The organism is Actinophytocola sediminis, from assembly GCF_054779715.1.
Genome location: NZ_BAAGXS010000074.1, coordinates 1 through 21867, shown reverse-complemented (window position 1 = coordinate 21867; position 21867 = coordinate 1). Strand labels below are relative to the sequence as shown.

Genomic DNA, 21867 nt, shown 5'->3' with positions numbered 1-21867 from the left:
ATGGCGCCTGTGGACAACTCCGCGGGCGCCTCAGACCGGTGCGGTGGTCACCGGCTCGGTGCGCCGCTGCCGGGCGATGAGCACCGTCGCCAGCCCGGCGACCAGCACCCCGCCGACCCCGGCGACCGCGAAGCCGACCGCCGGCGACGAGTGGTCCACCACGAACCCGACCAGCGGCGCCCCCGCGGCGGCGCCGAGGGTGAACGACGAGGACTGGATGCCCATCGCCTCCCCGCGCGCGGCGGCCGGCGCCAACCGGCTCACCTGCTCGCCGGTGGCCGCGATCGTCGGCGCGCACATGGCCGAGGCCGGCAGCAGGACCAGCATGAGCAGCCACCACTGGCCGCCGGCCAGCCCGACGGGCAGGGTGAGCAGGCCGAGCCAGGCCATCAACGTCACCTGGGTCGGCGCTCGGGTCAGCGCGCCGTAGATCACGCCGCCGATCGCCGAGGCCGCCGCCCAGACCGCGACGACCACGCCGGTGTAGGACAGCTCGCCGTTCTCCCGCAGCTGGGCCACGATGGCCACCTCGGTGCCGGACAGGATGAACACCGCGCCCGCACCGATCACCAGTACGGCCACCATCCGTGGCGTCAGCCAACTGCGCCGGGTCAGCCGTTTGCCGGTGTCGGCCGCCTTCTCCTCCTCGGTGCGCACCGCGGGGTTCATCACCAGCAGCGCCGCGCCGGCGATGATCACGCCGACCATCATCGACATCATCGCCGTCGGGGAGGAGTACGTGGTCACCAGCAGCACCGCCAACGCGGGGCCGACCATGAACGACAGCTCGGTGGAGATCGAGTCCATCGAGTACGCGGTGCGCCGCAGCTCGGGCGGCACCAGGGCGGCGATGGCCTGCCGGCCGATGGAGTTGGCCGGTAGCACCAGCATCCCGCCGAAGAACGCGGCCACCAGCAGCCACGAGTACGGCAGGTAGCGGCCGAACAGCCAGAAGGTGGCCTCGCCGAGGGTGGTGACCAGGATCATCGGGCGTAAGCCGTAGCGGTCGACCACCCGGCCCATGATCGGTGCGCCGAGCGCGATGCCGATCGTGGCGCTCGCCCCGGCCAGGCCGGCCGCGCCGTAGCCCCGGCCGAGCCCGACCGCGACGTGCAGGGTCAGCACCATGCCGGCGGCGGTCATCGGGATCCTGGCGAAGAACAGCAACACCATCAGGGTGCGGACGCCGGGCAGGGCCAGCGTCTGTCGGTAGAGCCGCATGGATGGATTGACCTCCATCCGGCACTCCACCGGCAACCCAATTTACGGCGAGGTCGCCAAGGCCGGCGAAACGTTGATCAGTCTCAGGCGGTCGGCCGGAAGATGTCCACCACATTGGCCCGGGAGCGCAACACCAACCCGGTCCGCAGCGCGCCGGCCGCCTCCGCGACCGCCTCCCGGAACCGCGTGCCCAGGCTGATGAAGCTGACGAACCCGTGGATCAGGTCGTCGTGCTGGCGTTTCACCACCGGCACGCCGGCGTCCCGGAGGCGGTCGGCATAGGCGTTGCCCTCGTCGCGCAACGGGTCGAAGCCCGCGGTCGCGATGTAGGCCGGCGGCAGCCCGCGCAGGTCGTCGGCCAGCAGCACGGCCAGCCGCTGGTCGGTGCGGGTCGCCGGGTCGGGGCTGTAGTGGTCGACGAACCACGTCATGTCCTCGTCGGTGAGGAAGAAGCCGTCGGCGAACAGGTCGCGCGATGGCCACCGCTTCGAGGTGTCGGTCGCCGGATAGAACAGCAGCTGGAACACCGGCCGGGGCCCACCTCGGCGCAGTGCGTCCAGACAGACAACGGCCGCGAGGTTGCCGCCAGCGCTGTCCCCGCCGACGGCGATGGCCGACGCGTCGGCGCCGAGGGAGTCCGCGTTCTTCGCCGCGTACCGGAAGGCGGTGTACGCGTCGTCGGCCGCCGCCGGGAACGGGTACTCCGGGGCCAGCCGGTAGCCGACCGACAACACCCGCACGTTGGCCTGTTTGGCCAGGTAGCGGCAGGTTCCGTCGTGGGTGTCCACGCTGCCGACCACCCAGCCGCCGCCGTGGAAGTACACCAACAGCGGCGACCCCGCCGGCAGGTCGGCCGGCTCGTAGAGCCGGGCGGGGATGGTGCCGTCGGTGACCGGGAGGTTGAGGTTGCGGGTCTCGACTCCGCTGACGATCGGCCCGCCGAGGAGCGTGCGGCCGCCCTCCATGCTGGTGCGCGCGGCCTCGACCGTCCGCGCGGTCAGCCGGGTGTCGGTCAGCGCGGCCATCCGCAGCAGGAGCTGGGCGTCCAGCGCGAGCTCGAGGCCGTCGCGCTGGATCGGCGGGCCGGCGAGCACTCTGCGCAGCGGCCGGGGGAGGGCGAACACCGCGTGCAGCGCGGCCCCCTGGACGGTAAGCGGCACCCTGCTCATCGCTGTGGACATGTATGGCCTCCCAGAATGTTCCGGAAAAGGCTACTCATCTAGTACGCGCCTGGCCTTCATCCTGACCTGCACCAAAGGGTGGCTGACAGACTTCGGGATGTGATGTGCACCACGGCGTGGTACCCGGAAGGCGGTGCCGATTGGCCGCCACCCAGCGGTAGAGCGCGTCCTGTGCCTGCCGGACCCCCGGCAGCCGGTACAGCCGCAGCAACAGCGAGTTGCCAAGCGCGGCCGACAGCGCGGCGTTGATCGCCTCCGCGCCCCAACACCGGCCCCCAGCAGCGGGGTCGCCGTCCCAGAACACCGCCCGGGCGAGGTCGTCCCGGCTGACGCCGGCCGCCTCGGCGACGCCGGCCCGTTGGTAGGGCACGGTCCGCAGCCGGCCCCGGCGGTCGAGCCGGACCAGCAGGTTCCTACTACGGGTACAGAATCCGCACTCGCCGTCGAAGATGAGGGTGCCCACCATTCCCCCATGGTGGCATCGAATGGTGGATGATCGGAGGGGCGCGCACGGGGAGTGGGAAGGGATCGGTGTGACGGTGAACGTGGTGGGGATCGGTGGATCCCTGCGGCAGGAGTCGCAGTCCGAGCGTGCACTGCGGATCGCGCTGTCCGGCGCGGCACTGGCGGGCGCGAAGACGACGCTGGTGTCCGGCGCGGACCTGGTACTGCCGTTTTATGACCCGGCCGATCCGCAACGGTCGCCGGTGGCCAGCCGCCTGGTGGAGGAGCTGCGCGCGGCCGACGGCGTCGTGCTGGTCTCGCCCGGCTACCACGGCGCGATCTCCGGGCTGGTGAAGAACGCCCTGGACTACATCGAGGACATGCGCGAGGACCCGCGTCCGTACCTGGACGGCCGGGCGGTCGGCTGCGTGGCCACCGCGCACGGCTGGCAGGCGGCGGTGAACACGCTGGCGTCGTTGCGCTCGATCGTGCACGCGCTGCGCGGCTGGCCGACGCCGCTCGGCGCCGCGGTCAACGCCCGGCACGTGGTGTTCGGCCCGGACGGCGGCTGCACGGACGAGAACGTCGCCGACTCCCTACGCACGATCGGGTCGCAGGTGGTGGAGTTCGCCACATCGCGGGTATGAACGCGGGGTAGCGGGTACTTCACCGGCATGACGAAGTCTCCGATCACCAGCCCGCTGTCCGATTCCGAGCGCAAGTCGACCGGTGGCGTCCTGCAGGCGACCCTCGTCGACCTGATCGACGTGTCCCTGATCGCCAAGCAGGCCCACTGGAACGTGGTCGGTGCGCACTTCCGCAGCGCGCACCTGCAGTTGGACGAGTTGGTCACGGCCGCGCGTACGTACGTCGACGAGGTCGCCGAGCGCGCGAACGCGATCGGCGTGTCCCCCAACGGCAAGGCCAGCACGGTCGTCGGGAACTCCGGCATGCCGGAGTACCCCGACAACTGGCAGTCCACCGAGACCACGGTGGCCGCGATCGTCGAGCTGCTCAGCACGATGATCGCGCGGCTGCGCAAGCGCATCGACGAGACCGACAAGTCGGACCTGGTCACCCAGGACCTGCTGATCGAGATCGCCGCCGAGCTCGAGAAGCAGCACTGGATGTGGCAGGCCCAGCAGGCCTAGAGCCCCAGGGCCGTGCGCGCGAAGTGGACCTCGATGGCGACCTGCTTGATCGTCTCGGCGACCACCAGCGAGCCGTGGCCCGCGTCGTAGCGGTAGACCTGGTAGGCGGCCTGCCGGGTGGCCAGGCGGTCGAGGTAGTTGTCGATCTGGCGGATCGGGCAGCGGGGGTCGTTCTCGCCGGCGACCACCAGGACCGGGGCGCGCACCTGGTCGACGTAGGTGATCGGTGAGCACTCGACGTACCGGTCGGGCACCTCGTCCGGCGAGCCGCCGAACAGGGCACGGTCGAACGCGCGCAACGGCTCCATCTCGTCGGCGTAGGCGGCCAGGTAGTCGGCGACCGGGACGCCGGCGATGCCCGCTGCCCACAGCCGCGGCTGGGTGCCCAGTGCCAGCAGGGACAGGTACCCGCCCCAGGACGCGCCGTTGACCACGCACCTGGCCGGGTCGGCCAGGCCCTTGTCCACCGCCCAGGCGTGCACCGCGGCGACGTCGGCCAGCTCGGTCAGCCCCGGGCGTCCCTCGATCGCGTCCCGCCAGGCCGAGCCGTAGCCGGTGGAGCCGCGGTAGTTGACGTGGACCACGGCGAAGCCGGCGTCCAGCCACACCGCGCGGTAGGCGGAGAAGCGGTCCTCGTCGGCCGAGTGCGGCCCGCCGTGCAGGGTGAAGACGGTGGGTAGCGGCCCGTCCCCGGCGCCCGGCGGCCGCGCGTACAGCGCGTGCACCTGCCCGTGGCTCTCGGCCTGCACGAAGACGTCCTGGAGCGGCACCGAGGGCGGTGCCTTGTGGCCTGGCGGTTCGAGCAGGACCCGTTCGGTGCCGTCGCTGAACAGGGCGCGCACCACCGAGGGCTGGGCGGCGTCGGACCAGGCGTACTCGACGGTGCCGTCGGGGCGGACCGACACCGAGCCGATCGTGCCGGTGGCGGTGGGCAGCTGGGTGAGCTCACCGCTGGCGAGGTCGAGGTGGTGCAGGGTGTTGCGGGCCTCGTGGGTGTGCACGACGATGATCGCCCGGCCGTCCGGGTGCCACTCGGCGGTGACCTCGCCCGGCAGGTCGACGGTCAGCTCGGTCTCGGTGTCGGCGGCGACGTCCCAGATCAGCAGTTCCTCCCGGCCGCGGCGTTCGTGCAGTACGAGCAGCCGCTGGTCGCCCGGCACCTGGCTGAAGCCCAGCGCGTCCAGGCCCTTGCCGGCGCCGTCCCACTTCTCCGCGACGGTGGTGCCGTCGGCGACCGCGAGCACGCGCAGCGCGGGGTGGCGGTTGTCGCCGTGCTCGGAGTGCGCGATGGCGAGCAGCGACTCGTCCCGGGACAGCGCGCCGACCCCGCCGTCGTGCGGGTCCTGGTACACGACCTCGGCGGCGGCGTTGTTCCTGGAGACGAAGATGGTGGTGCCCTCGTCGTTGGAGACGCCGACCGCGGCGACCGCGCGACCGAGCTCGATGCCGGCGGGGTAGCCGGGGGTGCTGCCGGGCACCGCGTCCTGCGGGCCCGTCGCGGCCGGCCGGCCGGCGAACGGTTCGCGGACCCAGCTGCCGAACTCGTCGCCGTCGGAGTCGGCGAACCACCAGATGTGCTGGCCGTCGGGGCTGATGGTCGCGTAGGAGGTGCCGTTGGGCCGGTCGGTGACCTGGCGTCGGGTGTCGGTCGCGCGGTCCCAGGCGTAGACCTCCCAGACCCCGCTCGAGTTGGACAGGAACAGGTTGCGGTCCGGGGCGTCGTGGGCCCATCGCGGCAGGGAGACACGGGCGGCGGTGAACCGGGCTCGCCAGCGCGCCTCGGTGTCGGCGTCGGCGAACAGCACGTCGGGAACCTCGGCCATGGGGTGGTTGGTCACCCCTAGATCCTGCCTCATCGACCTTCTGCTCAATCCACCGTGAAGCACGGATCGTCAGCTTTCTGGCTGTTGGGTTCCTGACCGGCGCGCGCCGCGCAGGACCAGTTCGGTAGCGGTCACCACGGCATCCGCCGGGACCGCGTCAGGGTTGATGGCGCGTTGGATGGCCAGGCCGTCTTCCAGCGCGTGCACCACGAGGGCGGGGAAGGAGGCCTCGGCGGCACCGGTCCCCAGTTCGTGGGCCACGGCACCGGTCGCCGTGGCCGATCCACGTGATCCACGAGCCGTGCCGGTGCCGCTTCGCGGTCCGGCGGTACCTCGCACGGTCGGCATCGTCCGTGACCCGGGTGGGCACGGTGTGGACCATGCCATGGCCGCCGCCATCGAGCAGGCGGCGCAGACCCTCGCCGACAGCGGATACCACGTCGTCGAGGCGCAGGTGCCGATGCTCGACGACGCGCTGGAGGTGTACACGGGCATGGTGCTCACCGAGTTCGCCGGAAACTGGCCAGCCATCAGCGCGCTCGTCGGCCAGGACGCTTCGCGCTACATCAACTTCGACCTCGACGAACACCCCCCGCTGGACCTCGAGGGCTACCTCGACCGCGCCGCCCGCCACCTGACCGTCCGCAGGGCGTGGGCCCAGTACGCGGTGGACACACCGCTCCTGCTCGGTCCGGTCAGCACCCGAGCGTCCTTCACCCCCGGGCAGGAGTCCAGCTCCGCCGAGGAGAAACGGCGATTCGGCCAGTCGATGGCGCTCACCGTCTGGTCCACCGCGGTCGGCGCGCCCGCGGTCGCCGTGCCGACCGGGCTCGCCGCCGGCCGGCCAGTGGGGGTGCAGCTGATCGGACCGCCATGGCGTGAAGATGTCGTGCTCGACGCCGCGCAGGCACTCGAGGACACCCACGGCGTACTGACGCCGGTGGAGCCTCGGTGACCGACACCGACACGCTTCGGGCGTTCGAATGCGTTCCGTAGGACATCAATGTGACGCGCATCCAACGGTCACCCCAGCTGGTCGCGACGCCGGGTCAGGTAGGCGGTCTCGGCGGTGTTGCCCGCCAGCTCGATGGCCCTGTCGTACGCCGCGCGTGACTGCTGGCCGTGGCCGAGCCGGCGCAGCAGCTCCGCGCGGGTCGCGTGCCAGGCGTGGTAGTCGGCCAACCGGTCCGCGAGTTGCTCGACCACCGCCAACGCCACCCGCGGCCCGTCCACCTCGGCGACCGCGATGGCCCGGTTGAGCGCGACGACCGGCGACGGATCGAGCCGGACGAGCTGGTCGTACAGCGCGACCACCTGCGACCAGTCGGTGTCCCGCGCGTCGCGCGCCGAGGTGTGCACGGCGTTGATCGCGGCGAGGATCTGGTAGCGACCGGGAGCCACCCCGGCCACCAGCCGCTCGCGCACCAGCCGATGTCCCTCGGCGATCAGCGTCGCGTCCCAGGCCCCTCGGTCCTGATCGTCGAGCGCGACCAGCTCGCCGGTCGCCGACACCCGCGCGGCGCGCCGGGCCTCGATGAGCAGCAGCAACGCCAGCAGCCCGGCCACCTCACCGTCCTGCGGCAGCAGCGCCCGGATCAGCCGCGCGAGCCGGATCGCCTCGGCGGTCAGGTGGTGGCGGAGGGGATCGGTGTCCGGCCCGGTCGCCAGGTAGCCCTCGTTGAACACGAGGAACAGCACCGCGAGCACACCGGAGACCCGTGCCGGGAGATCCTCCGCCGCCGGCACCCGGTACGGGATCCGCGCCGTCTTGATCTTGGCCTTCGCCCGGGTGATCCGCTGTCCCATGGTGGACTCCCGCACCAGGAACGCGCGGGCGATCTCGGGCATGGTCAGCCCGCCGACCATGCGCAGCGTCAACGCCATGCGGGCGTCCATCGCGAGCGCGGGGTGACAGCAGGTGAAGATCAGCCGGAGCCGCTCGTCCTCGATGGCGCCGAGCGGCGCCGGCGGGTCGTCGTCGTAGGCCAGCTGGGCCTCCCGGTGCTTGTCGTCGCGCTTGTTCTCCCGCCGGATCCGGTCGATGGCCTTGTGGTTGGCGGTGGTGGTCAGCCAGGCGCCCGGGTTGGGCGGCACGCCACTGCCCGGCCACCGCTCGACGGCGATCGCGAACGCCTCGGCCGCCGCCTCCTCCGCGATGTCGAGGTCACCGAACCGCCTGGTCAGCACGGCGACCACCCGTGCCCAGTCCTCGCGGTGGGCCCGGGTGATCGCGGTTTGGACGTCGAGCACGCTCACCGGAAAGGCCGCACCTCGATCTTGGCGTTGCAGGCCTTCGAGCCTTCGGCGGCGAGGGCGAGCGCCACGTCGAGGTCGGGCGCCTCCATGATCCAGAACCCGACGAGGTACTCCTTGGACTCCAAGAACGGACCGTCGGTGACCACCGCCTCCTCGCCGCGGTTGTCGATGACGGTGGCCGTGCTCGGCAACCCGAGGCCGCCGGCGAAGACCCAGTTCCCCTGCTCCCGGAGCCGGTCGTCGAACGCGTTGATGGCGGCCATCTCCTCCTCGGTGGATTCGGACCTGTCGTTCATCACGGAAACCAGATACTGCATTTATGGATCATCTCCTGCCGCGGTCCCTGGTGGGTGATCCCACGTCCCGATCCGACACCTGTCCGCATCCGGCCGCGCACCTGGGAAATGTGCCGGCGCATGACAGGATTCGACGATCCACAAGGCACTTGTCCAGGGGGATGTTGGCGTAATGACGAGCTGGTTACGGCGGACGCCACTGGTCGCGATGGCGACGGTCGCGATTCTCGCCGGATGCACCACCAACGGCGAGGAGTCGAGGTCGGCGACGAAGGTTCTCGGTGACCTCGCCACGATCCAACCGTGCGGCCTCACCGATCCCGAGGTGTTCGCCGAGTTCGGGCCGGCCGAGTTCGGCCCGCCGGAGTCATTCGGCTTCTGCACGGTCGTCGTCCAGCTGGACGACTCCGAAGCCTCCTCCTTCAGCAGGAGCGACGCCGAGGAAGTCACCATCATGATCGGCGAGCTGGCCCGGCCAAGCGCCGACCGGTTCGTACCGACCGACAAGCTCGAGGATGTCACCGACTCGATCCACACCTCCAAGCCCGTCGACCAGGGTGGTTCCTGCTGGCAGACCCTGGTGTTCGCGGGGGAGGACCTCGCCATCAGCGTCCGCAGCCGGCTGGACTGGGGCGCGGCGCCGGTCCCCACCTGCGAGCTGGTCGAAGCCGGCATGGCCAGAGTCGTCGAGGTGATCCAGTCCGGGAAGGTCGAACACCGCTCGCCGAAGTCGAACTCGCTGATCCCACTCGACCCGTGCGACCTCGTCGCCGACGAGACCATCACCGCGCTCCCGGGCTTCGCCGAGGCACGGCGGGTGGCCAGCCCCGACCGCCACCGGTGTCAGTGGCGCACGTCGACGGGGGCGGACGAGCGGAAGGTCGAGGTGACCTTCGGCGTCCGCCAGCCGCCGGAGCTCTCGACGACTTTCGACGGCAACGCCGACCCGATCGCCGGCCGGCCGTCGGTCACCACCTACACCGCCGGGAACTGCGGCATCGAGACCGGGCACATCCCGTTCGAGGAGGTCGCGGGGGCGGCCGGTCTCGTCGAGACCGTGGTGGTGGACACGTCCCTACGAGCCCAGCCCGACGAGCCCGACCAAGCCGACCCGGCGGTCTGCGACGGAGCGCTGGCGGTCGCCGAGGCGCTGTGGCCGCGCCTGCCCAGCAGCTGAGAGACAGGACAAGGCCTGCCCACTGTGCGTGGGCAGGCCTGACCGGTGAGCTCAGTACCGTATTCGGTAGATCGCGCGGGCGTTGTAGTACTCGGAGACCGAGTAGACGTCGCCGGTCCTGCCGTCGTAGCTGAGGTCTTCACACCCCTTCGCGGCGGGAGTGTTGGTGCCGTTGGACAGCGTGGTGCCGACCAGTTGGTACCGCCAGAGCTTGCCGTGGTTGTCGCGCCCGTCGCTCGCGTTGACGTAGTAGGTGTTCCCCCGGGTGACGACCCCCTGCACGTGGTCGATCGGCAGGTTGTAGGCGTCCGTGGCCCAGCCGCTGGCCAGCCCGCTCGACGCCACCGTGCCGCTGCCCAGCTGCCATCGCGCGACCCGGCCCGGCTTCGCCGGCTTCTCCGGTGTGGGAGTCGGACAGTATTCGCCTGCCACGAGCGACCCGGACGCCCGGTCGACGCTCAGGTAGGAGAACTTCAGCTTGTTCCCGTCCCCCAGGCAGCGGGTCGCGTCCGCTTTTCCGTCCACCAGCCGCCACTCACCAACCGCCGGCCACACCCACCGGTAGCCGTGGCCGTACCACTCGTTGTTGTGTCGACCGACCTTGGTCTTGCTGCTGTTCGGGGGGTGCTCGTCGTTCATGGTCTCGCTCATGTCGAAGATCTGCCGGGTGTCGAAGACCCGTATGCCATTTCTGGTGTCCGCGACGTACAGGAAGTTCCCGTACAGGGCGATGCCACCGGCGTGCATCAAGGTCGCATGGAAGGACGGGTTGTTGGAGCTGTTGTAGAAGGGTTCGACCAGCAGCACATTGCGGTACCCGACGCCCGGGGTGTAGATGCTCACCCGCACGCCCTTGTCCGGCGCCTCGTCGGTGTTGGGCCCGTCCTGGCAACCCTGGTTCGGCCGGCCCCAGTCACTGCCCTGGGAGCCGGTACTGCACCCGTCGTACCAGCTGACGAAGATCTTGTTGACGGCGCTGTTGCTGCCGTCGTTGCTCGTGGTGACGCCCTGCGGAATCCACTCCTCCGCCGAGTCGTCGGCCGAGGTCCAGCACAGCGCCGTCGCGTTGTCAGGGAGCGCCGAGGAACAGTTCGACTCGAGGGTCTGGTCGGGAATGGTGACCTCGCTGATGTCGTCCAGGTCGACTTCCTTGGCCGCGATTCTGTTGATCACGTCCTGGTAGGTGCCGGAGACGCCCCCCTCGGCGGTGTTGAACCATCTCAGGAAATAGTCGTCCGGGGCGGCGACCGCTGGCCCCGCCAGGAACGCTGAACTGACGATTGCGAGCAGGGTGACCGCGAGTAGGGATAACAAGCGCCGGATCATCAGAGCCTCCAAGGTGAGCGGACCAGCGCGGACCAGACGACGCTGTCACCTCTGGCTTGGACGGAACTTGAATCCGCTACTCAGACTCGGCCGGCCGCACGACGACGTCCTGCTCAGCGCAGGCGACCGGTCGCGGCGTGTCAGCACGCATCTCAGGCAGTTAGTCACTCAGAGACGAAATCAGGGCCTGTCCACTGTGCGTGGACAGGCCCTGATCTGGTCGGGGTGACAGGATTTGAACCTGCGACCTCTTCGTCCCGAACGAAGCGCGCTACCAAGCTGCGCCACACCCCGAAGGTCCGAGCGGAAGTCTAGCTGACGTCCGCACCGGCCCCGAAACGGGCGCCATGTTTGCTGTTGTCCGGGGTGTTCGCGCCGGTAGGACGGGGTACGAGCGTCAGCAGGCTCGCCTCCGGCGGGCAGGCGAACCGCACCGGCGCGTACGGCGAGGTCCCCAACCCGGCCGACACGTGCAGCCACATGTGCGCCCCCCAGCGCGACGCCCCCCGAGCCCGCGACCGGTCAAGCTCACAGTTCGTGACGATCGCGCCGTATCCGGGGACGCGCAGCTGCCCGCCATGGGTGTGTCCGGCCATCACCAGGTCGTAGCCGTCCTCGGCGAAGGCGTCGAGCACCCTTGGCTCCGGCGAGTGCGTCACCCCGAGGCGTAGCGTCGCCGCCCGGTCCGGCCGGCCGGCGATCTCGCTGTACCGGTCGCGGTGCAGGTGTGGGTCGTCCACCCCGGCCACGGCCAGTGCCTGGCCGTCGATGGTCAGCAGCTGGCGAACATGGGTCAGGTCGTGCCAACCCCGCTCGACCAGGGCCGCGCGCAGGTCCCGCCAGGGCAGCGGGATGCCGTGGATCTTTCGCTTCGACTTGATCAGGTAGCGCACCGGGTTCTTCGGTCGTGGCGCGTAGTAGTCGTTGCTGCCGAAGACGAACACGCCGGGACGGTCGAGCAGCGGGCCGAGCGCGCGCAGCACGGCGGGCACCGCGTGCCGGTGCGCGAGGTTGTCTCCGGTGTTGACCACCAGGTCCGGGTTCAGCTCGTCCAGCTCGGCGACCCAGCGCTGCTTGGACTTCTGGCCGGGCATCATGTGCAGGTCCGACAGGTGCAGCACCCGCAGCGGTCGCGCGCCCTCGGCCAGCACCGGCAGCTCGGCCCGGCGCAGCGTCCAGCGGGTCCGTTCGATCCCGGCCGCGTAGGCCACGGTCGCGGTGCCGACCGCCGTGGCGCCCAGTGCCGCCCGTCCGATGGTTCGTGCGAAGTTACCCACGCCCTGAGCCTAGATGCGTGCGCCGCGTGACCGGTAACGGCCAGTAGGGTTCGGCGCATGGCTGAGCTGAAGGCACGGTTGCAGGCCGACCTCGCGGCGGCGATCAAGAACCGCGATTCGGTCCGGATGGCGTCGTTGCGGATGGCGCTCGCGGCGGTGACTGTCGAGGAGGTCGCCGGGGACACGGCGCGTGAGCTGTCCGACGCCGAGGTGCAGCGGGTGCTGACGCGCGAGGTGAAGAAGCGCAAGGAGGCCGCCGAGGCGTTCGCCGGGGCCGGCCGCGCCGAGCAGGCGCAGGCCGAGCAGGACGAGGCCGCCGTCCTGGTCGACTACCTCCCGGCCCAGCTCGGCGACGACGAGCTGACGTCGCTGGTCGCCGAAGCCGTCGCGGAGGTGACTGGGCAGCTCGGCGCCGCGCCCGGGCAGCGCCAGATGGGCCAGGTGATGAAGGCCGCCAACGCCAAGGTCGCCGGCCGGGCCGAGGGCGGCCGGGTGGCTGCCGCGGTGCGTGCCCGCCTTCAGGACTGAGACCACCCAACGCGACCGGGCCCGGACCTGATTGGTCCGGGCCCGGTCGCGGTTACCGTGGTTCCTCGCCTGGCGGGTCGTCCCGGCCACCTGGTCGGGGGCCGTTCTCCCCATTGCCATCGTTGTTGCCCGGTGGCGTGTTCGGCGGGGTCGACGGCGCGTCCGAGGTCTGCGGTGGCGGAACGTAACCGGTGCTCACGCGGATGGTGATCGTCTCGCCGCGGATGGCGTTGCCGCGCGGCGACTGGCTCACCACGGTCCCCTCCGCCTGCGACGAGTTGATCTCCTCGCTGACCACCTCGTAGCCGCTCTGGCGCAGCGTGTCGGTGGCCTCCTGCTCGCTGTCGCCGACCACGTCGGGCACCTGCGTCTCCGGGCCGCCGTTGACGTACCGCTGGTCGGCCGGCGGCAGGTCGAGCACCTTGGTTCCCTGGTGGATCGGCTTCATCGCCTCGAACCAGGTCCGCGCCGGGATCTTGCCGCCGAAGATGTTGCCGCCATCGCCACACAGCGACGGCGGGGAGGTGTCGCAGATGCCCTCCGGCCGGGTGCCGTCGTTGAACGTCAGCACCGCCGCGGACAGCTGCGGCGTCGCGCCGAGGAAGCCGGCCGAGCGGTGCTGCTGGGTGGTTCCGGTCTTGCCGAGCATCGGCCGGGTCCAGTCGGCGTCGGCGGCCGCGGCGGCCGCCGTGCCGCCCGGCTTGTCGTCGTCGCTCATGCCGTGGGCCAGCGTGTTGGCCAGGCCCTTGGACACCGCCTGCTCACACGGCTGCTCGGCGATCTGGACCTTGCGGCCCTCCCGGTCGAGCACCTCGACGATCGGCGTCGGCGGGCACCACACCCCGCCGCTCATCAGCGTGGCGCCGACGTTGGCCAGCTCCAGCGTGGACAGCGGTGCCGGGCCGAGGGTGAACGACGCGTTGCCCGGGCGGTTGGGGCCCTTGCTGCGGAAGAACTCGCTCTGGCTCACCTTCCGCTCGTACATCTCGGCCTTCGGGTCCGGCGTGTTGCCGTCCATGTTGGTGGCCATGCTGTTGCGCAGACCGAGCCGGCTCGCCATGTCGACCACGGCGTCCATCCCGACCTTCTCCTCGAGGATCACGAAGCCGGTGTTCGGGGAGGTGGCCAGGGCCTTACGCAGCGTCATCTCCGGCGGGTACCCGTCGGAGGAGTTGGACAGGCAGTACCAGGTGGTGTCGCCGTCGGTCGGGTTGGACGTGCGCGGGCAGTTCTCCGGGTTGCCACCGGTGAACTTGTTCGACACGTGATGGGACGGCGTGCGGATCTTGTGGTTGATCCCGCCGCCCTTCTCCAGATATGCCGCCGAGGTGAAGATCTTGTAGATCGAGCCGGCGCCGAACTTGTTCTCCACGCCGTAGGGATAACCGATGGTGGTTTGTCCGGCGTCCAGTTCCAGGCCGTAGTCGCGGTTGGAGACCAGCGCGACGACCTCGTGCCGGTCCTTACCCGGACGCACGATGGCCATGGAGTTGTTGATGTCCTTGGTGGTCTTGGGCACCTGGTTCTCGGCGGCGCGCTTGGCCACCCGCGTGGCGCCCGCGTCGAAACTCGTCTTGATCGTGTAACCACCGGTGTACAGCTGGTCCGCGCTGAACCCGATGTTCACCAGGTATTCCTCGACGTACTGGCAGAAGAAGCCGTAATCCGGGCCGGCGCCGACGCAGTTGGCGGCCGGCTTCACCGGATCGGGCAGGATGCCGAGCGCTTCCTTCTTGGCCGCGGTGGCCGCCGACTCGGTGATGCTCTTGGTCTCCACCATCGCGTCGATCACCAGGTTGCGCCTGCGCAGCGCCTGCTCCGGGTTGGACCACGGGTTGTACAGGTACGGGTTGTTGACCATGCCGGCCAGCAGCGCCGACTGGGCGATGGTCAGCTTGTCCGGCGTGGTGTTGAAGTACGCCTTCGCGGCCGAGCCGATGCCGAAGATCCGCTCGGTGAACTCGACGACGTTGAGGTATCCGGTGAGGATCTCCTCCTTGCTCATCGTCTGTTCGAGCTGGATGGCCAGGCGCGCCTCGCGCAGCTTGCGGGTGACGGTCTGCTCCTGGGCCCGCTTGCGCTCGATCTTCTTGGCCGGGTCCTCGTCGGCCTGCCCGACCTGGTCCCGGTAGACGACGTTGATCAGGTAGTTCTTCACGTACTGCTGGGTGAGCGTCGAGGCACCCTGGGTGTCCTCGCTGGTCTGGTTGCTGATCAGCGCACGGATCGTGCCCTTCCAGTCGACGCCGTTGTGCTCGAAGAACCGCCGGTCCTCGATCGAGATCAACGCGGCCTTCATGGTCGAGGAGATCTGCTCCCCGGTCACCGGTAGCCGGTACTGGTCGTACAGGTACGCGATGTCCTTGCCCTTGGAGTCGGTGATCCGCGTGATCAACGGCGGTGGCGTGGCCACCAGATCCGCCGACACGCTGTCGATCGTGTCACTGGCTCGGTTCGAGACCACCCCCAACGCCCCCACCATGGGGAACAGCATCCCGGCGACCAGCACACCGGCCAGGAGGCACAGACCGACAAGTTTCAGCAGACCGTCTCCCACTCGCACGTGGATCAGCGTACGCGGGGTGGAATCAAGCCCACGTTACCCAACCGAGTTATTGACAGTTGGTAACGGCTGTGGACCCCGTCACTCGAATGGGAACCAGGTGGCTCTAGAGTCCGTCAACGTCTCAACGACAAGAGCCGAAACCGACGGGGCAAACGCAACCGGCGGGCGGCACTCCGGGTTGATACGGGGGCACCACAAAGCCGTGGGGCTCGCGAGGGGGACCGGAGCTGATGGGTCGCGACGACGCTTAGGGGCGGGGGTTATGTATATCGAGCAGGCGGACTGGCGAGTCAACGCGTCATGCCGTGAACAGGACCCGGACGGGCTGTTCGTCCGGGGTAAGGAACAGCGCAAGGCCAAGCTCGTGTGCATCGCGTGTCCGGTGCGCACGGAGTGTCTGGCCGAGGCCCTGGACAGCCGAATCGAGTTCGGCGTCTGGGGCGGGATGACCGAGCGTGAGCGGCGCGCGTTGCTGCGCCGTCGCCCGGACGTGACCAACTGGCTGGAGTTACTGCAGTCAGCACGGCGGGATCACTCCGACGTGGACGAGGACGTCCGCGTCGGCTGAACGTCCGGTCAGTTTCCGGTCAGTCGGTCACCGATGGCGCGCAGCCCGGTCAGGTCGTGCACATCCGCCGGCATGGCCGGGACGCCGACCACCGGTACCGACGGGTGTGCCTTGGTGAACCTGGACAGCAGTCTGCGTTCCCGTTCACCAATGGCCGCCCGATCGGCGTGCAGTCTGAGCACGGCCGAGGCCAGTGGCGCCTCGCCCTGCTCGTCGAGCCGGTCGGCCGCCGCGGTCGCCTTCGAGCCGGACAGGCCCGCCAGCACCGGGTGGGTCCGGTTGATCACCAGTCCGGCCAGCGGCATCTGCTCGGTGCCAAGCCGCTCGACGAAGTAGCTGGCCTCGCGCAACGCGTCCGGCTCCGGCGCGGCGACCACGACGAACGCGGTGCCCTCCGAGCGCAGCAGCTCGTAGGTCTTGCGTGCCCGCTGCTTGAACCCGCCGAACATCGAGTCGAAGGCCTGCACGAACGCCGACGCGTCGGCCAGCAGCTGGCCACCGACGATCGTCGACACGGCCTTGGCGAACATCAGCACGCTGGCGCCGACGACCTTGCGCAGGCCCCAGCCGCCGGTGCGGGCAGGCGCGGAGAGCATCCGGATGATCCGCCCGTCCAGCGCGGTCGACATCCGCTGCGGCGCGTCGAGGAAGTCCAGCGCGGACCGGCTCGGCGGGGTGTCGACCACGATCAGGTCCCAGCGGCCCTCGCCGGCGAGCTGGCCGAGCTTCTCCATCGCCATGTACTCCTGCGTGCCGGAGAACGAGGTGGAGATGGTCTTGTAGAACGGGTTGGCCAGCACTTCCTTGGCCCGCTTCTCACCGGCGTGGCCGAGCACCATGTCGTCGAAGGTGCGGCGCATGTCCAGCATCATCGCCGAGAGCTGGCCGGCCGGCTCGAAGCCCTCGACCTCGACCTCGCGCGGCGTGTTGCCCAGTTCACGCAGGCCGAGGGCCTGGGCGAGGCGGCGGGCCGGGTCGATGGTCAGCACGACGGTCTTGCGGCCACGCTCGGCGGCCCGCAGCCCGATCGCCGCGGCCGTGGTGGTCTTGCCGACCCCGCCGGACCCGCAGCACACGATGACCCGCATGTCCGGGTTGTCGATCAACTGGTCGAGGTCGAGGGGACTCATCGCACCCCCTGGTCGACCAGCGCCTCGGCCAGCTCGTAGATGGCCGCGGTGTCGACGCCGTGGATGAGGTCGGGGAGCTCGACGGCCGGCAGGTCGATCTCGGCGAGGCGTTCGCGGGACCGCTGCTCGGCCAGTACCCGGATGGCGTGCTCGACGGTCTCCTCGACCAGCCCGTCGACGTCGGCCGGCGCGAGGTCCAGGCCGGCGGCGACCAGCCCGGCCCGCACCCGGGAGGCGTCCACCCGCCCGCCGGCGGCCGCGGCGACCGAGCGGGTCGACAGCCGGGGCGGCCGGGTGCGGTTGACGATGATCGCGCCGGGCCGCAGGTCGGCGGCGGCCAGCTCGTCGATGGCCTCGATGGTCTCCCGGACCGGCATCTCCTCCAGCAGCGTCACCAGGTGCACGGCGGTGTCCTGGGAGTGCAGCAGCCGCACGACGCCGTCGCTCTGGCCCTTGATCGGGCCGACCTTCGCCAGGTCGGCCATGGCCTTGGTGACGTCGAGGAACGGCACGATCCGGCCGGTGGGCGGGGCGTCGAGGACGACCGCGTCGTAGGCGTGCCGGCCGTTCTTGTCGGTGCGGCCGACGGTCTCCTTGACCTTGCCGGTGAGCAGCACGTCCCGCAGGCCCGGCGCCAGGGTGGTGGCGAACTCGATGGCGCCCATCCGGCGCAGGGTCCGCCCGGCGATGCCGAGGTTGTAGAACATCGCGAAGTACTCGAGCAGCGCGGCCTCGGCGTCCACGTGCAGCGCGCGGACCTCGCCGCCGCCGGGGGCCGAGGCGATCCGCAGCTCCTCGTAGGGCAGCGGCTGGGTGTCGAACAGCTGGGCGATGCCCTGGCGGCCCTCGACCTCGACCAGCAGGACCCGCCGGCCGCCCGTGGCCAGCGCGAGCGCCAGCGCGGCGGCGACGGTGGTCTTGCCGGTACCACCTTTTCCGGTGACCACGTGCAGCCGTGCCCTGGTGACCGGTGCGGTCCAGCCGATCGGGGAAAAGCCCACGAGTTCAGAGTAAGTGGACAGTTCGGACGCGTGCCGCTCAGGCGGGTCAACTAGCGAGCATCATCACGCCGACCGCGACCACCACCACACCGACCACCGACCAGGTGAGGACCGGGGAGAGCACGGTCAGGGTGAGCAACCCGAGCAGGACCAGCACGGTGAGGCTGATCGCGCCGCTGATCGCGACCTGGCCACCGGTCGCGTCCCGGCGGTCGCGCGTCTTGGCCATGGTGAGCAGCACCAGCACGATGCCGGCGGCACCGAGCAGCACGGTCGCGATCACCCGCCAGGCTTCCACCCGGTCACCGTACCGGCGGGTTCCCGCCAGCGGGGCCAGCGCTACAGTCCCCGGCATGACGAAGTGGGAGTACGCCACCGTGCCACTGCTGATCCACGCGACCAAGCAGATCCTCGACCAGTGGGGCGAGGACGGCTGGGAGCTGGTGACCGTGCTGCCCGGGCCGACCGGTGAGCAGATGGTGGCCTACCTCAAGCGGCCGAAGGGCTGATCGGCGTGACGTGGAGCGAGCGGTTGGCCGAGCTCGGCATCGAGCTGCCGGCGGTGCCGGCGCCCGCCGGGGCGTACGTGCCGGCGACCAGGACCGGGAACCTGGTGTACACGGCTGGCCAGGTGCCGATCGTGGACGGGCAGGTGGCCGCGACCGGCAAGGTCGGCCAGGAGGTCAGCCCGGAGGAGGCCAAGCGGCTGGCGCGGATCTGCGCGCTCAACGCGCTGGCCGCGGTGCATGACCTCGTCGGCATCGACTCGGTCGTGCGGGTGGTCAAGGCCGTCGGGTTCGTCGCGTCGGCGGAGGGCTTCACCGGCCAGCCCGCGGTGATCAACGGGGCGTCGGAGCTGTTCGGCGAGGTGTTCGGCGAGGCGGGCAAGCACGCGCGGTCCGCCGTCGGGGTGGCCGAGCTGCCGCTCGGGGTGCCGGTCGAGGTCGAGCTGATCGTCGAGGTCTCCGCATAGGACGGGGTCAACTCAACGTGACCACAAGGGTTATTCCGGGGAGGGCGGTCCAGCCATGACCGACATCGAGGACCACGGCGCGTCGTGCCACGAGTTACTGCTCCGGTTCGCCGGCCGGCTGCCCGACCGGCAGCTGTGGCGGCTGCGGGACTGGCTGGCCGGCGGCGCCATCGACGCGCTCGCGCGGGCGCTGCCGCTGACTTTGCTCAGAGAACGTGTCGCGATCACCGCGCGGGAGTCTTTGCTGCTCAACGCCGCTCTGCTGGACGCTGGCGCGGACGCCGGCCGGCTGCACGCGGTGCCGTGGGTGGACCAAATCGACGAAGTCGACTACACATTCACATCGGAGTCGCCCGAACGGGTGAACGCGGGTGACTCCGAAGCGGTTGTGCTCGGGGCGGTCCTCCATGGTCGTCCCGAGTTGGTCGACGTGCGTGGGAGTTGGCGACGACACCGTTCCGGGTTGGGTCCGGCCACCCGGATCGTGCTCGTGACGGCATCAGCGGGCTGCGCTCGATTGACCGGGGAGCTACAGCGCGTGCTGCGGGCGCTCGGAACACATGAGCCGGGTGTCGAGGTCATGCCGGAGGGCATCGACCTGCCGCCCTATCACCGGGCGGCACTCGCGGCGTCGGAGCCGATGCTGTCCGGGATGGTCGTGCGGCAGGGATAGCCACTCCTCCGCTGGCCGGTCGACGCCAGACGATCTTGGAAGGAGTTGACCGTGACCCAGGTCCCCAGGGGGAACAGGCCAGGTGTTGCGTTGCCGATTCGAATACACGAGCTGCTGCTGAGCCTTGCCGGCCGGCTGGACGACGACGCGCTGGCCGACGCCAGGCAGATGCTCGCGTCCGCCGAGCTGGACCGCGCGCTCGAGTTCGTCGCCGGCTGCCTCGCGGCGGGTGGCGTTGTGCTGTCCGGAGCACAGCACCGGGAGCTTGAGGAGCTGTTCGCCGGCACCTATCTCGACCCGTCGGTGATCGAGCGGGTGCACGCGCGTGATGACGTGCCCGCCTACCGGCACCGGTTCGCGGTCGGTGCGGTGGACGGGACCGAGCCGGATGTCGGGGTCCCGGAGGCGATCCGGCCGGTGCTCGACGTGCTGCCGGACGTGCGTTCGGTGTGGTGTGTGTGGCGGCTGACGCCCGCCGGCCCGGTGTCCGGGCCGGTGCCGCACCGGGTGGTGCTGGTCGGGGTCGGCCCAGGTGGTTTCGCGCCGGCGACGGCGTATCGGGTGGAGTACGCGCTGCGGCGGGCCGGGGTGCGGGCGTCGGTGGAGGTGCTCGTCGACGGCGGGCAGCCGACCGCCTACCACCAGGAGGCGATGCGCTGCGCGCGACAGGTCCCTTTCGATGACCCCGGGCCAGGTGGCGGCGGTGGCCGTCCGCCGGTGAGCCCGGCAGAGCAGGCGCGCGCGGAGAGTTTCGCGGCGGAGCCGGCGAAGGCGGCGGCCGGGGTGCGTGCGCGGGCAGGTGAGCCCGTGTCCACGCCGTCGATGCCCGCTGCCGACACCGCGGCGATGTCGGCTGGGGACGCTGGCCGGGTGCCGCCGGCGGTGGAGTCGGTGACCGCCGCCGTGGCGACACCGGTTGCCGCGGCGATGCCGACCGTGGAGGCCGCGCCGGTGGTTGCGGCTGTTCCGGGGGCCTCGGCGGTGGCGTCCGCGCCAATGGCGTCGGGTGCCGAGGCCGCCGTGGAATCTGTGCCGCTGGTGCCGGGCGTTGCGGTTGCCGCTGGGTTGCCGGCGGTCAGCGCGGCGCCGGTTGCCGAGCCTGCCGCCGCGGCGCCGGCCGTTGCGGCGACGTCGGTGGTGGAGTTCGCGACTGGGCTGCCGGCGGTCAGTGCCGCACCGGTGACGCCGGTCGCGGAGTCCGCTTCGGCGGAGCCGGCTGCTGGGGTGATGTCTGCGGTGAACGCCGCGCCGGCTGCGGTGTCTGGTTCGGCGATGCCGGCTGCTGGGGTGACGTCGGCGGAGTCCGTGTCGGCGGTGAGCGCCGCGCCGGTCGCGGTGTCCGGTTCGGCCATGCCGGGTGGTTCGGCGACGTCGCTTGAGACTGCCGCGGCCGGGCTGCCTGCCGCGCAGGCGCCGCTGGTGCCGGTAGTTGAGGCTGTTCCGGGGATCCCGGCGGCGGAGTCCGCGCCGGTGTCGTCGGATGTCGCGGTTGCCGCTGGGATGCCGGCGGTCAGCCCCGTGCCGGCCGCCGAGTCCGCGCCGGCTGCCGCGGTGATGTCCGAGTCCACGCGGATGGCGCCGGCTGTCGAAACCGCGCCGGTGATGCCGGCCGCGGAGTCGGTGACTGGGTTGCCGGCGGTCAGCGCCGCGCCGGCGGAGCCAGCGGCGGCCCTGTCGGTCGCGGAGTCCATGCCCGTGATGCCGGCCGCTGAGGCCGCGCCGGGGCTCGCGGAATCCGCTTCGGTCGTGCCCGCGGCGTCCGCTGTTGAGTCCGCGCCGGCGACCGAGGCCGCCGCGGCCCAGCCCGTCTCGATGTCGCCGGCCGCGCAGGTCCGATCGGTTGCCGAGGTCGCTCCGGCGGCCACCGACACGTCGGGCGACAAGACCGCGGTCTTCGCACCGGTGTCGGTCACGGACGCGGCGGTCCCGGCGCTGGCTGTCGCCGACGGGCCGATGGTGTCGGCCGAGGAAGCTCCCGCGGCGCGAGTTGGCGAAGCGGAGGCCGCGCCGGCGGCTCGGCACGGGGCCGGGCCGAAGCCGGCCGCCGAGGTGGCGCCGGAGTCCGACGACGCCGCGGCGAAGGCCGGGCCGAAGCCGAGGTCGCCGTTCGGCATGGAGCCGCCGACCATCGACTCCGTGCGTGCGGTACCGGCCGCCACGGAGCTGCCGGTGCGCTTCTCCCGACCCCGACCGGTCGAGTCGATCAAGTCGGTGTTCGAGCAGGGGGCCGACCAGGGCGCGACCGTGCGGGTCGGCGGCGGGGCCACCGGCGGGCA

At 70.9% G+C, this 21867-nt stretch carries 23 protein-coding genes and 1 tRNA gene; 10 read left to right on the top strand and 14 right to left on the bottom strand.

Annotated features, from left to right (window positions below):
- Nucleotides 1-30 precede the first annotated feature (30 nt).
- From ACYVIP_RS33880 to ACYVIP_RS33870, 3 genes are all read right to left on the bottom strand, one after another.
- Nucleotides 31-1239: an MFS transporter gene (locus ACYVIP_RS33880; RefSeq protein ID WP_460403882.1), complete on the bottom strand. Its 1209-nt coding sequence runs from the start codon at nucleotides 1237-1239 to the stop codon at nucleotides 31-33.
- Nucleotides 1240-1304: 65 nt separating this feature from the next.
- Nucleotides 1305-2402, bottom strand: a complete 1098-nt coding sequence (locus tag ACYVIP_RS33875) for an alpha/beta hydrolase (RefSeq protein ID WP_460403880.1) — start codon at nucleotides 2400-2402, stop codon at nucleotides 1305-1307.
- Between the two features lie 34 nt (nucleotides 2403-2436).
- Complete coding sequence (locus tag ACYVIP_RS33870; RefSeq protein ID WP_460403878.1) at nucleotides 2437-2868, bottom strand: thiol-disulfide oxidoreductase DCC family protein; 432 nt, start codon at nucleotides 2866-2868, stop codon at nucleotides 2437-2439.
- Between the two features lie 19 nt (nucleotides 2869-2887).
- Between ACYVIP_RS33870 and ACYVIP_RS33865 the strand changes: the two genes are divergently transcribed.
- Together ACYVIP_RS33865 and ACYVIP_RS33860 are read left to right on the top strand one after the other, a co-directional pair.
- Complete coding sequence (locus ACYVIP_RS33865; protein WP_460403876.1) at nucleotides 2888-3493, top strand: NADPH-dependent FMN reductase; 606 nt, start codon at nucleotides 2888-2890, stop codon at nucleotides 3491-3493.
- 27 nt (nucleotides 3494-3520) lie between these two features.
- Nucleotides 3521-3997: a Dps family protein gene (locus tag ACYVIP_RS33860; RefSeq protein WP_460403874.1), complete on the top strand. Its 477-nt coding sequence runs from the start codon at nucleotides 3521-3523 to the stop codon at nucleotides 3995-3997.
- Here the strand turns inward: ACYVIP_RS33860 and ACYVIP_RS33855 are convergent.
- Nucleotides 3994-5820 (bottom strand): prolyl oligopeptidase family serine peptidase, encoded by a 1827-nt coding sequence (locus ACYVIP_RS33855; RefSeq protein WP_460404162.1) that lies wholly within the window; start codon nucleotides 5818-5820, stop codon nucleotides 3994-3996. The two genes, ACYVIP_RS33860 and ACYVIP_RS33855, sit on opposite strands and share 4 nt — an antisense overlap.
- 69 nt (nucleotides 5821-5889) lie before the next feature.
- Nucleotides 5890-6081 (bottom strand): hypothetical protein, encoded by a 192-nt coding sequence (locus ACYVIP_RS33850; protein ID WP_460404172.1) that lies wholly within the window; start codon nucleotides 6079-6081, stop codon nucleotides 5890-5892.
- Between ACYVIP_RS33850 and ACYVIP_RS33845 the strand changes: the two genes are divergently transcribed.
- Entirely contained in the window at nucleotides 5999-6775 is a 777-nt protein-coding gene (locus tag ACYVIP_RS33845) for an amidase family protein (RefSeq protein WP_460403872.1), read from the top strand. The two genes, ACYVIP_RS33850 and ACYVIP_RS33845, sit on opposite strands and share 83 nt — an antisense overlap.
- A gap of 68 nt (nucleotides 6776-6843) precedes the next feature.
- Here ACYVIP_RS33845 and ACYVIP_RS33840 read toward each other — a convergent pair whose 3' ends face one another.
- A complete protein-coding gene (locus ACYVIP_RS33840; protein WP_460404159.1) occupies nucleotides 6844-8070 on the bottom strand; it encodes an RNA polymerase sigma factor in 1227 nt (408 codons plus the stop codon).
- Between the two features lie 2 nt (nucleotides 8071-8072).
- Nucleotides 8073-8393: a YciI family protein gene (locus tag ACYVIP_RS33835; RefSeq protein WP_460403870.1), complete on the bottom strand. Its 321-nt coding sequence runs from the start codon at nucleotides 8391-8393 to the stop codon at nucleotides 8073-8075.
- 151 nt (nucleotides 8394-8544) lie between these two features.
- Between ACYVIP_RS33835 and ACYVIP_RS33830 the strand changes: the two genes are divergently transcribed.
- Entirely contained in the window at nucleotides 8545-9549 is a 1005-nt protein-coding gene (locus tag ACYVIP_RS33830; protein WP_460403868.1) for a DUF3558 family protein, read from the top strand.
- A gap of 51 nt (nucleotides 9550-9600) precedes the next feature.
- Here ACYVIP_RS33830 and ACYVIP_RS33825 read toward each other — a convergent pair whose 3' ends face one another.
- From ACYVIP_RS33825 to ACYVIP_RS33815, 3 genes are all read right to left on the bottom strand, one after another.
- Nucleotides 9601-10875, bottom strand: coding sequence for a hypothetical protein (locus ACYVIP_RS33825; protein WP_460403866.1), 1275 nt, complete (start codon nucleotides 10873-10875; stop codon nucleotides 9601-9603).
- Nucleotides 10876-11092: 217 nt separating this feature from the next.
- Nucleotides 11093-11169 (bottom strand) — tRNA-Pro (locus tag ACYVIP_RS33820).
- A gap of 17 nt (nucleotides 11170-11186) precedes the next feature.
- Nucleotides 11187-12152 (bottom strand): metallophosphoesterase, encoded by a 966-nt coding sequence (locus tag ACYVIP_RS33815; protein ID WP_460403864.1) that lies wholly within the window; start codon nucleotides 12150-12152, stop codon nucleotides 11187-11189.
- Nucleotides 12153-12209: 57 nt separating this feature from the next.
- On the opposite strand from ACYVIP_RS33815, the gene ACYVIP_RS33810 reads away from it, so the two are divergent.
- Entirely contained in the window at nucleotides 12210-12680 is a 471-nt protein-coding gene (locus tag ACYVIP_RS33810; RefSeq protein WP_460403862.1) for a GatB/YqeY domain-containing protein, read from the top strand.
- A 52-nt stretch (nucleotides 12681-12732) separates the two neighbouring features.
- Here the strand turns inward: ACYVIP_RS33810 and ACYVIP_RS33805 are convergent, their stop codons facing one another.
- Nucleotides 12733-15243, bottom strand: a complete 2511-nt coding sequence (locus tag ACYVIP_RS33805; protein ID WP_460403860.1) for a penicillin-binding protein — start codon at nucleotides 15241-15243, stop codon at nucleotides 12733-12735.
- 265 nt (nucleotides 15244-15508) lie between these two features.
- On the opposite strand from ACYVIP_RS33805, the gene ACYVIP_RS33800 reads away from it, so the two are divergent.
- The gene (locus tag ACYVIP_RS33800) at nucleotides 15509-15814 is read left to right on the top strand and encodes a WhiB family transcriptional regulator (RefSeq protein WP_460403858.1); all 306 of its coding nucleotides are present in this window, start codon (nucleotides 15509-15511) and stop codon (nucleotides 15812-15814) included.
- An 8-nt stretch (nucleotides 15815-15822) separates the two neighbouring features.
- Here ACYVIP_RS33800 and ACYVIP_RS33795 read toward each other — a convergent pair whose 3' ends face one another.
- From ACYVIP_RS33795 to ACYVIP_RS33785, 3 genes are read right to left on the bottom strand one after another with little or no spacing between them, the layout of a single operon-like run.
- A complete protein-coding gene (locus tag ACYVIP_RS33795; protein WP_460403856.1) occupies nucleotides 15823-16944 on the bottom strand; it encodes an ArsA family ATPase in 1122 nt (373 codons plus the stop codon).
- Nucleotides 16941-17945: an ArsA-related P-loop ATPase gene (locus tag ACYVIP_RS33790; RefSeq protein WP_460403854.1), complete on the bottom strand. Its 1005-nt coding sequence runs from the start codon at nucleotides 17943-17945 to the stop codon at nucleotides 16941-16943. The genes ACYVIP_RS33795 and ACYVIP_RS33790 overlap by 4 nt, the downstream gene beginning before the upstream one ends.
- A 46-nt stretch (nucleotides 17946-17991) precedes the next feature.
- A complete protein-coding gene (locus ACYVIP_RS33785; protein ID WP_460403852.1) occupies nucleotides 17992-18300 on the bottom strand; it encodes a hypothetical protein in 309 nt (102 codons plus the stop codon).
- Here ACYVIP_RS33785 and ACYVIP_RS33780 point away from each other — a divergent pair.
- The 4 genes from ACYVIP_RS33780 to ACYVIP_RS33765 all read left to right on the top strand — a co-directional run.
- Entirely contained in the window at nucleotides 18299-18454 is a 156-nt protein-coding gene (locus ACYVIP_RS33780; protein WP_157420884.1) for a DUF4177 domain-containing protein, read from the top strand. The genes ACYVIP_RS33785 and ACYVIP_RS33780 overlap by 2 nt on opposite strands.
- Nucleotides 18455-18459: 5 nt before the next feature.
- A complete protein-coding gene (locus ACYVIP_RS33775; protein ID WP_460403850.1) occupies nucleotides 18460-18918 on the top strand; it encodes a RidA family protein in 459 nt (152 codons plus the stop codon).
- A 55-nt stretch (nucleotides 18919-18973) separates the two neighbouring features.
- Nucleotides 18974-19591 (top strand): hypothetical protein, encoded by a 618-nt coding sequence (locus tag ACYVIP_RS33770; RefSeq protein ID WP_460403848.1) that lies wholly within the window; start codon nucleotides 18974-18976, stop codon nucleotides 19589-19591.
- Nucleotides 19592-19681: 90 nt separating this feature from the next.
- Nucleotides 19682-21867, top strand: a 2186-nt coding sequence (locus ACYVIP_RS33765; RefSeq protein ID WP_460403846.1) for a hypothetical protein, incomplete at its 3' end; no start/stop codon positions are given.

What these genes read in the sequence shown, in the direction of transcription:
- ACYVIP_RS33860 (WP_460403874.1), top strand. Translation starts at nt 3,521, where the DNA reads ATGACGAAGTCTCCGATCACCAGCCCGCTGTCCGATTCCGAGCGCAAG.
- ACYVIP_RS33770 (WP_460403848.1), top strand. Translation starts at nt 18,974, where the DNA reads ATGACCGACATCGAGGACCACGGCGCGTCGTGCCACGAGTTACTGCTC.
- ACYVIP_RS33835 (WP_460403870.1), bottom strand. Translation starts at nt 8,393, where the DNA reads ATGCAGTATCTGGTTTCCGTGATGAACGACAGGTCCGAATCCACCGAG.
- ACYVIP_RS33795 (WP_460403856.1), bottom strand. Translation starts at nt 16,944, where the DNA reads ATGAGTCCCCTCGACCTCGACCAGTTGATCGACAACCCGGACATGCGG.
- ACYVIP_RS33875 (WP_460403880.1), bottom strand. Translation starts at nt 2,402, where the DNA reads ATGTCCACAGCGATGAGCAGGGTGCCGCTTACCGTCCAGGGGGCCGCG.
- ACYVIP_RS33830 (WP_460403868.1), top strand. Translation starts at nt 8,545, where the DNA reads ATGACGAGCTGGTTACGGCGGACGCCACTGGTCGCGATGGCGACGGTC.
- ACYVIP_RS33780 (WP_157420884.1), top strand. Translation starts at nt 18,299, where the DNA reads ATGACGAAGTGGGAGTACGCCACCGTGCCACTGCTGATCCACGCGACC.
- ACYVIP_RS33855 (WP_460404162.1), bottom strand. Translation starts at nt 5,820, where the DNA reads ATGGCCGAGGTTCCCGACGTGCTGTTCGCCGACGCCGACACCGAGGCG.
- ACYVIP_RS33880 (WP_460403882.1), bottom strand. Translation starts at nt 1,239, where the DNA reads ATGGAGGTCAATCCATCCATGCGGCTCTACCGACAGACGCTGGCCCTG.
- ACYVIP_RS33825 (WP_460403866.1), bottom strand. Translation starts at nt 10,875, where the DNA reads ATGATCCGGCGCTTGTTATCCCTACTCGCGGTCACCCTGCTCGCAATC.
- ACYVIP_RS33800 (WP_460403858.1), top strand. Translation starts at nt 15,509, where the DNA reads ATGTATATCGAGCAGGCGGACTGGCGAGTCAACGCGTCATGCCGTGAA.
- ACYVIP_RS33785 (WP_460403852.1), bottom strand. Translation starts at nt 18,300, where the DNA reads ATGCCGGGGACTGTAGCGCTGGCCCCGCTGGCGGGAACCCGCCGGTAC.
- ACYVIP_RS33845 (WP_460403872.1), top strand. Translation starts at nt 5,999, where the DNA reads ATGGCCAGGCCGTCTTCCAGCGCGTGCACCACGAGGGCGGGGAAGGAG.
- ACYVIP_RS33810 (WP_460403862.1), top strand. Translation starts at nt 12,210, where the DNA reads ATGGCTGAGCTGAAGGCACGGTTGCAGGCCGACCTCGCGGCGGCGATC.
- ACYVIP_RS33870 (WP_460403878.1), bottom strand. Translation starts at nt 2,868, where the DNA reads ATGGTGGGCACCCTCATCTTCGACGGCGAGTGCGGATTCTGTACCCGT.
- ACYVIP_RS33865 (WP_460403876.1), top strand. Translation starts at nt 2,888, where the DNA reads ATGGTGGATGATCGGAGGGGCGCGCACGGGGAGTGGGAAGGGATCGGT.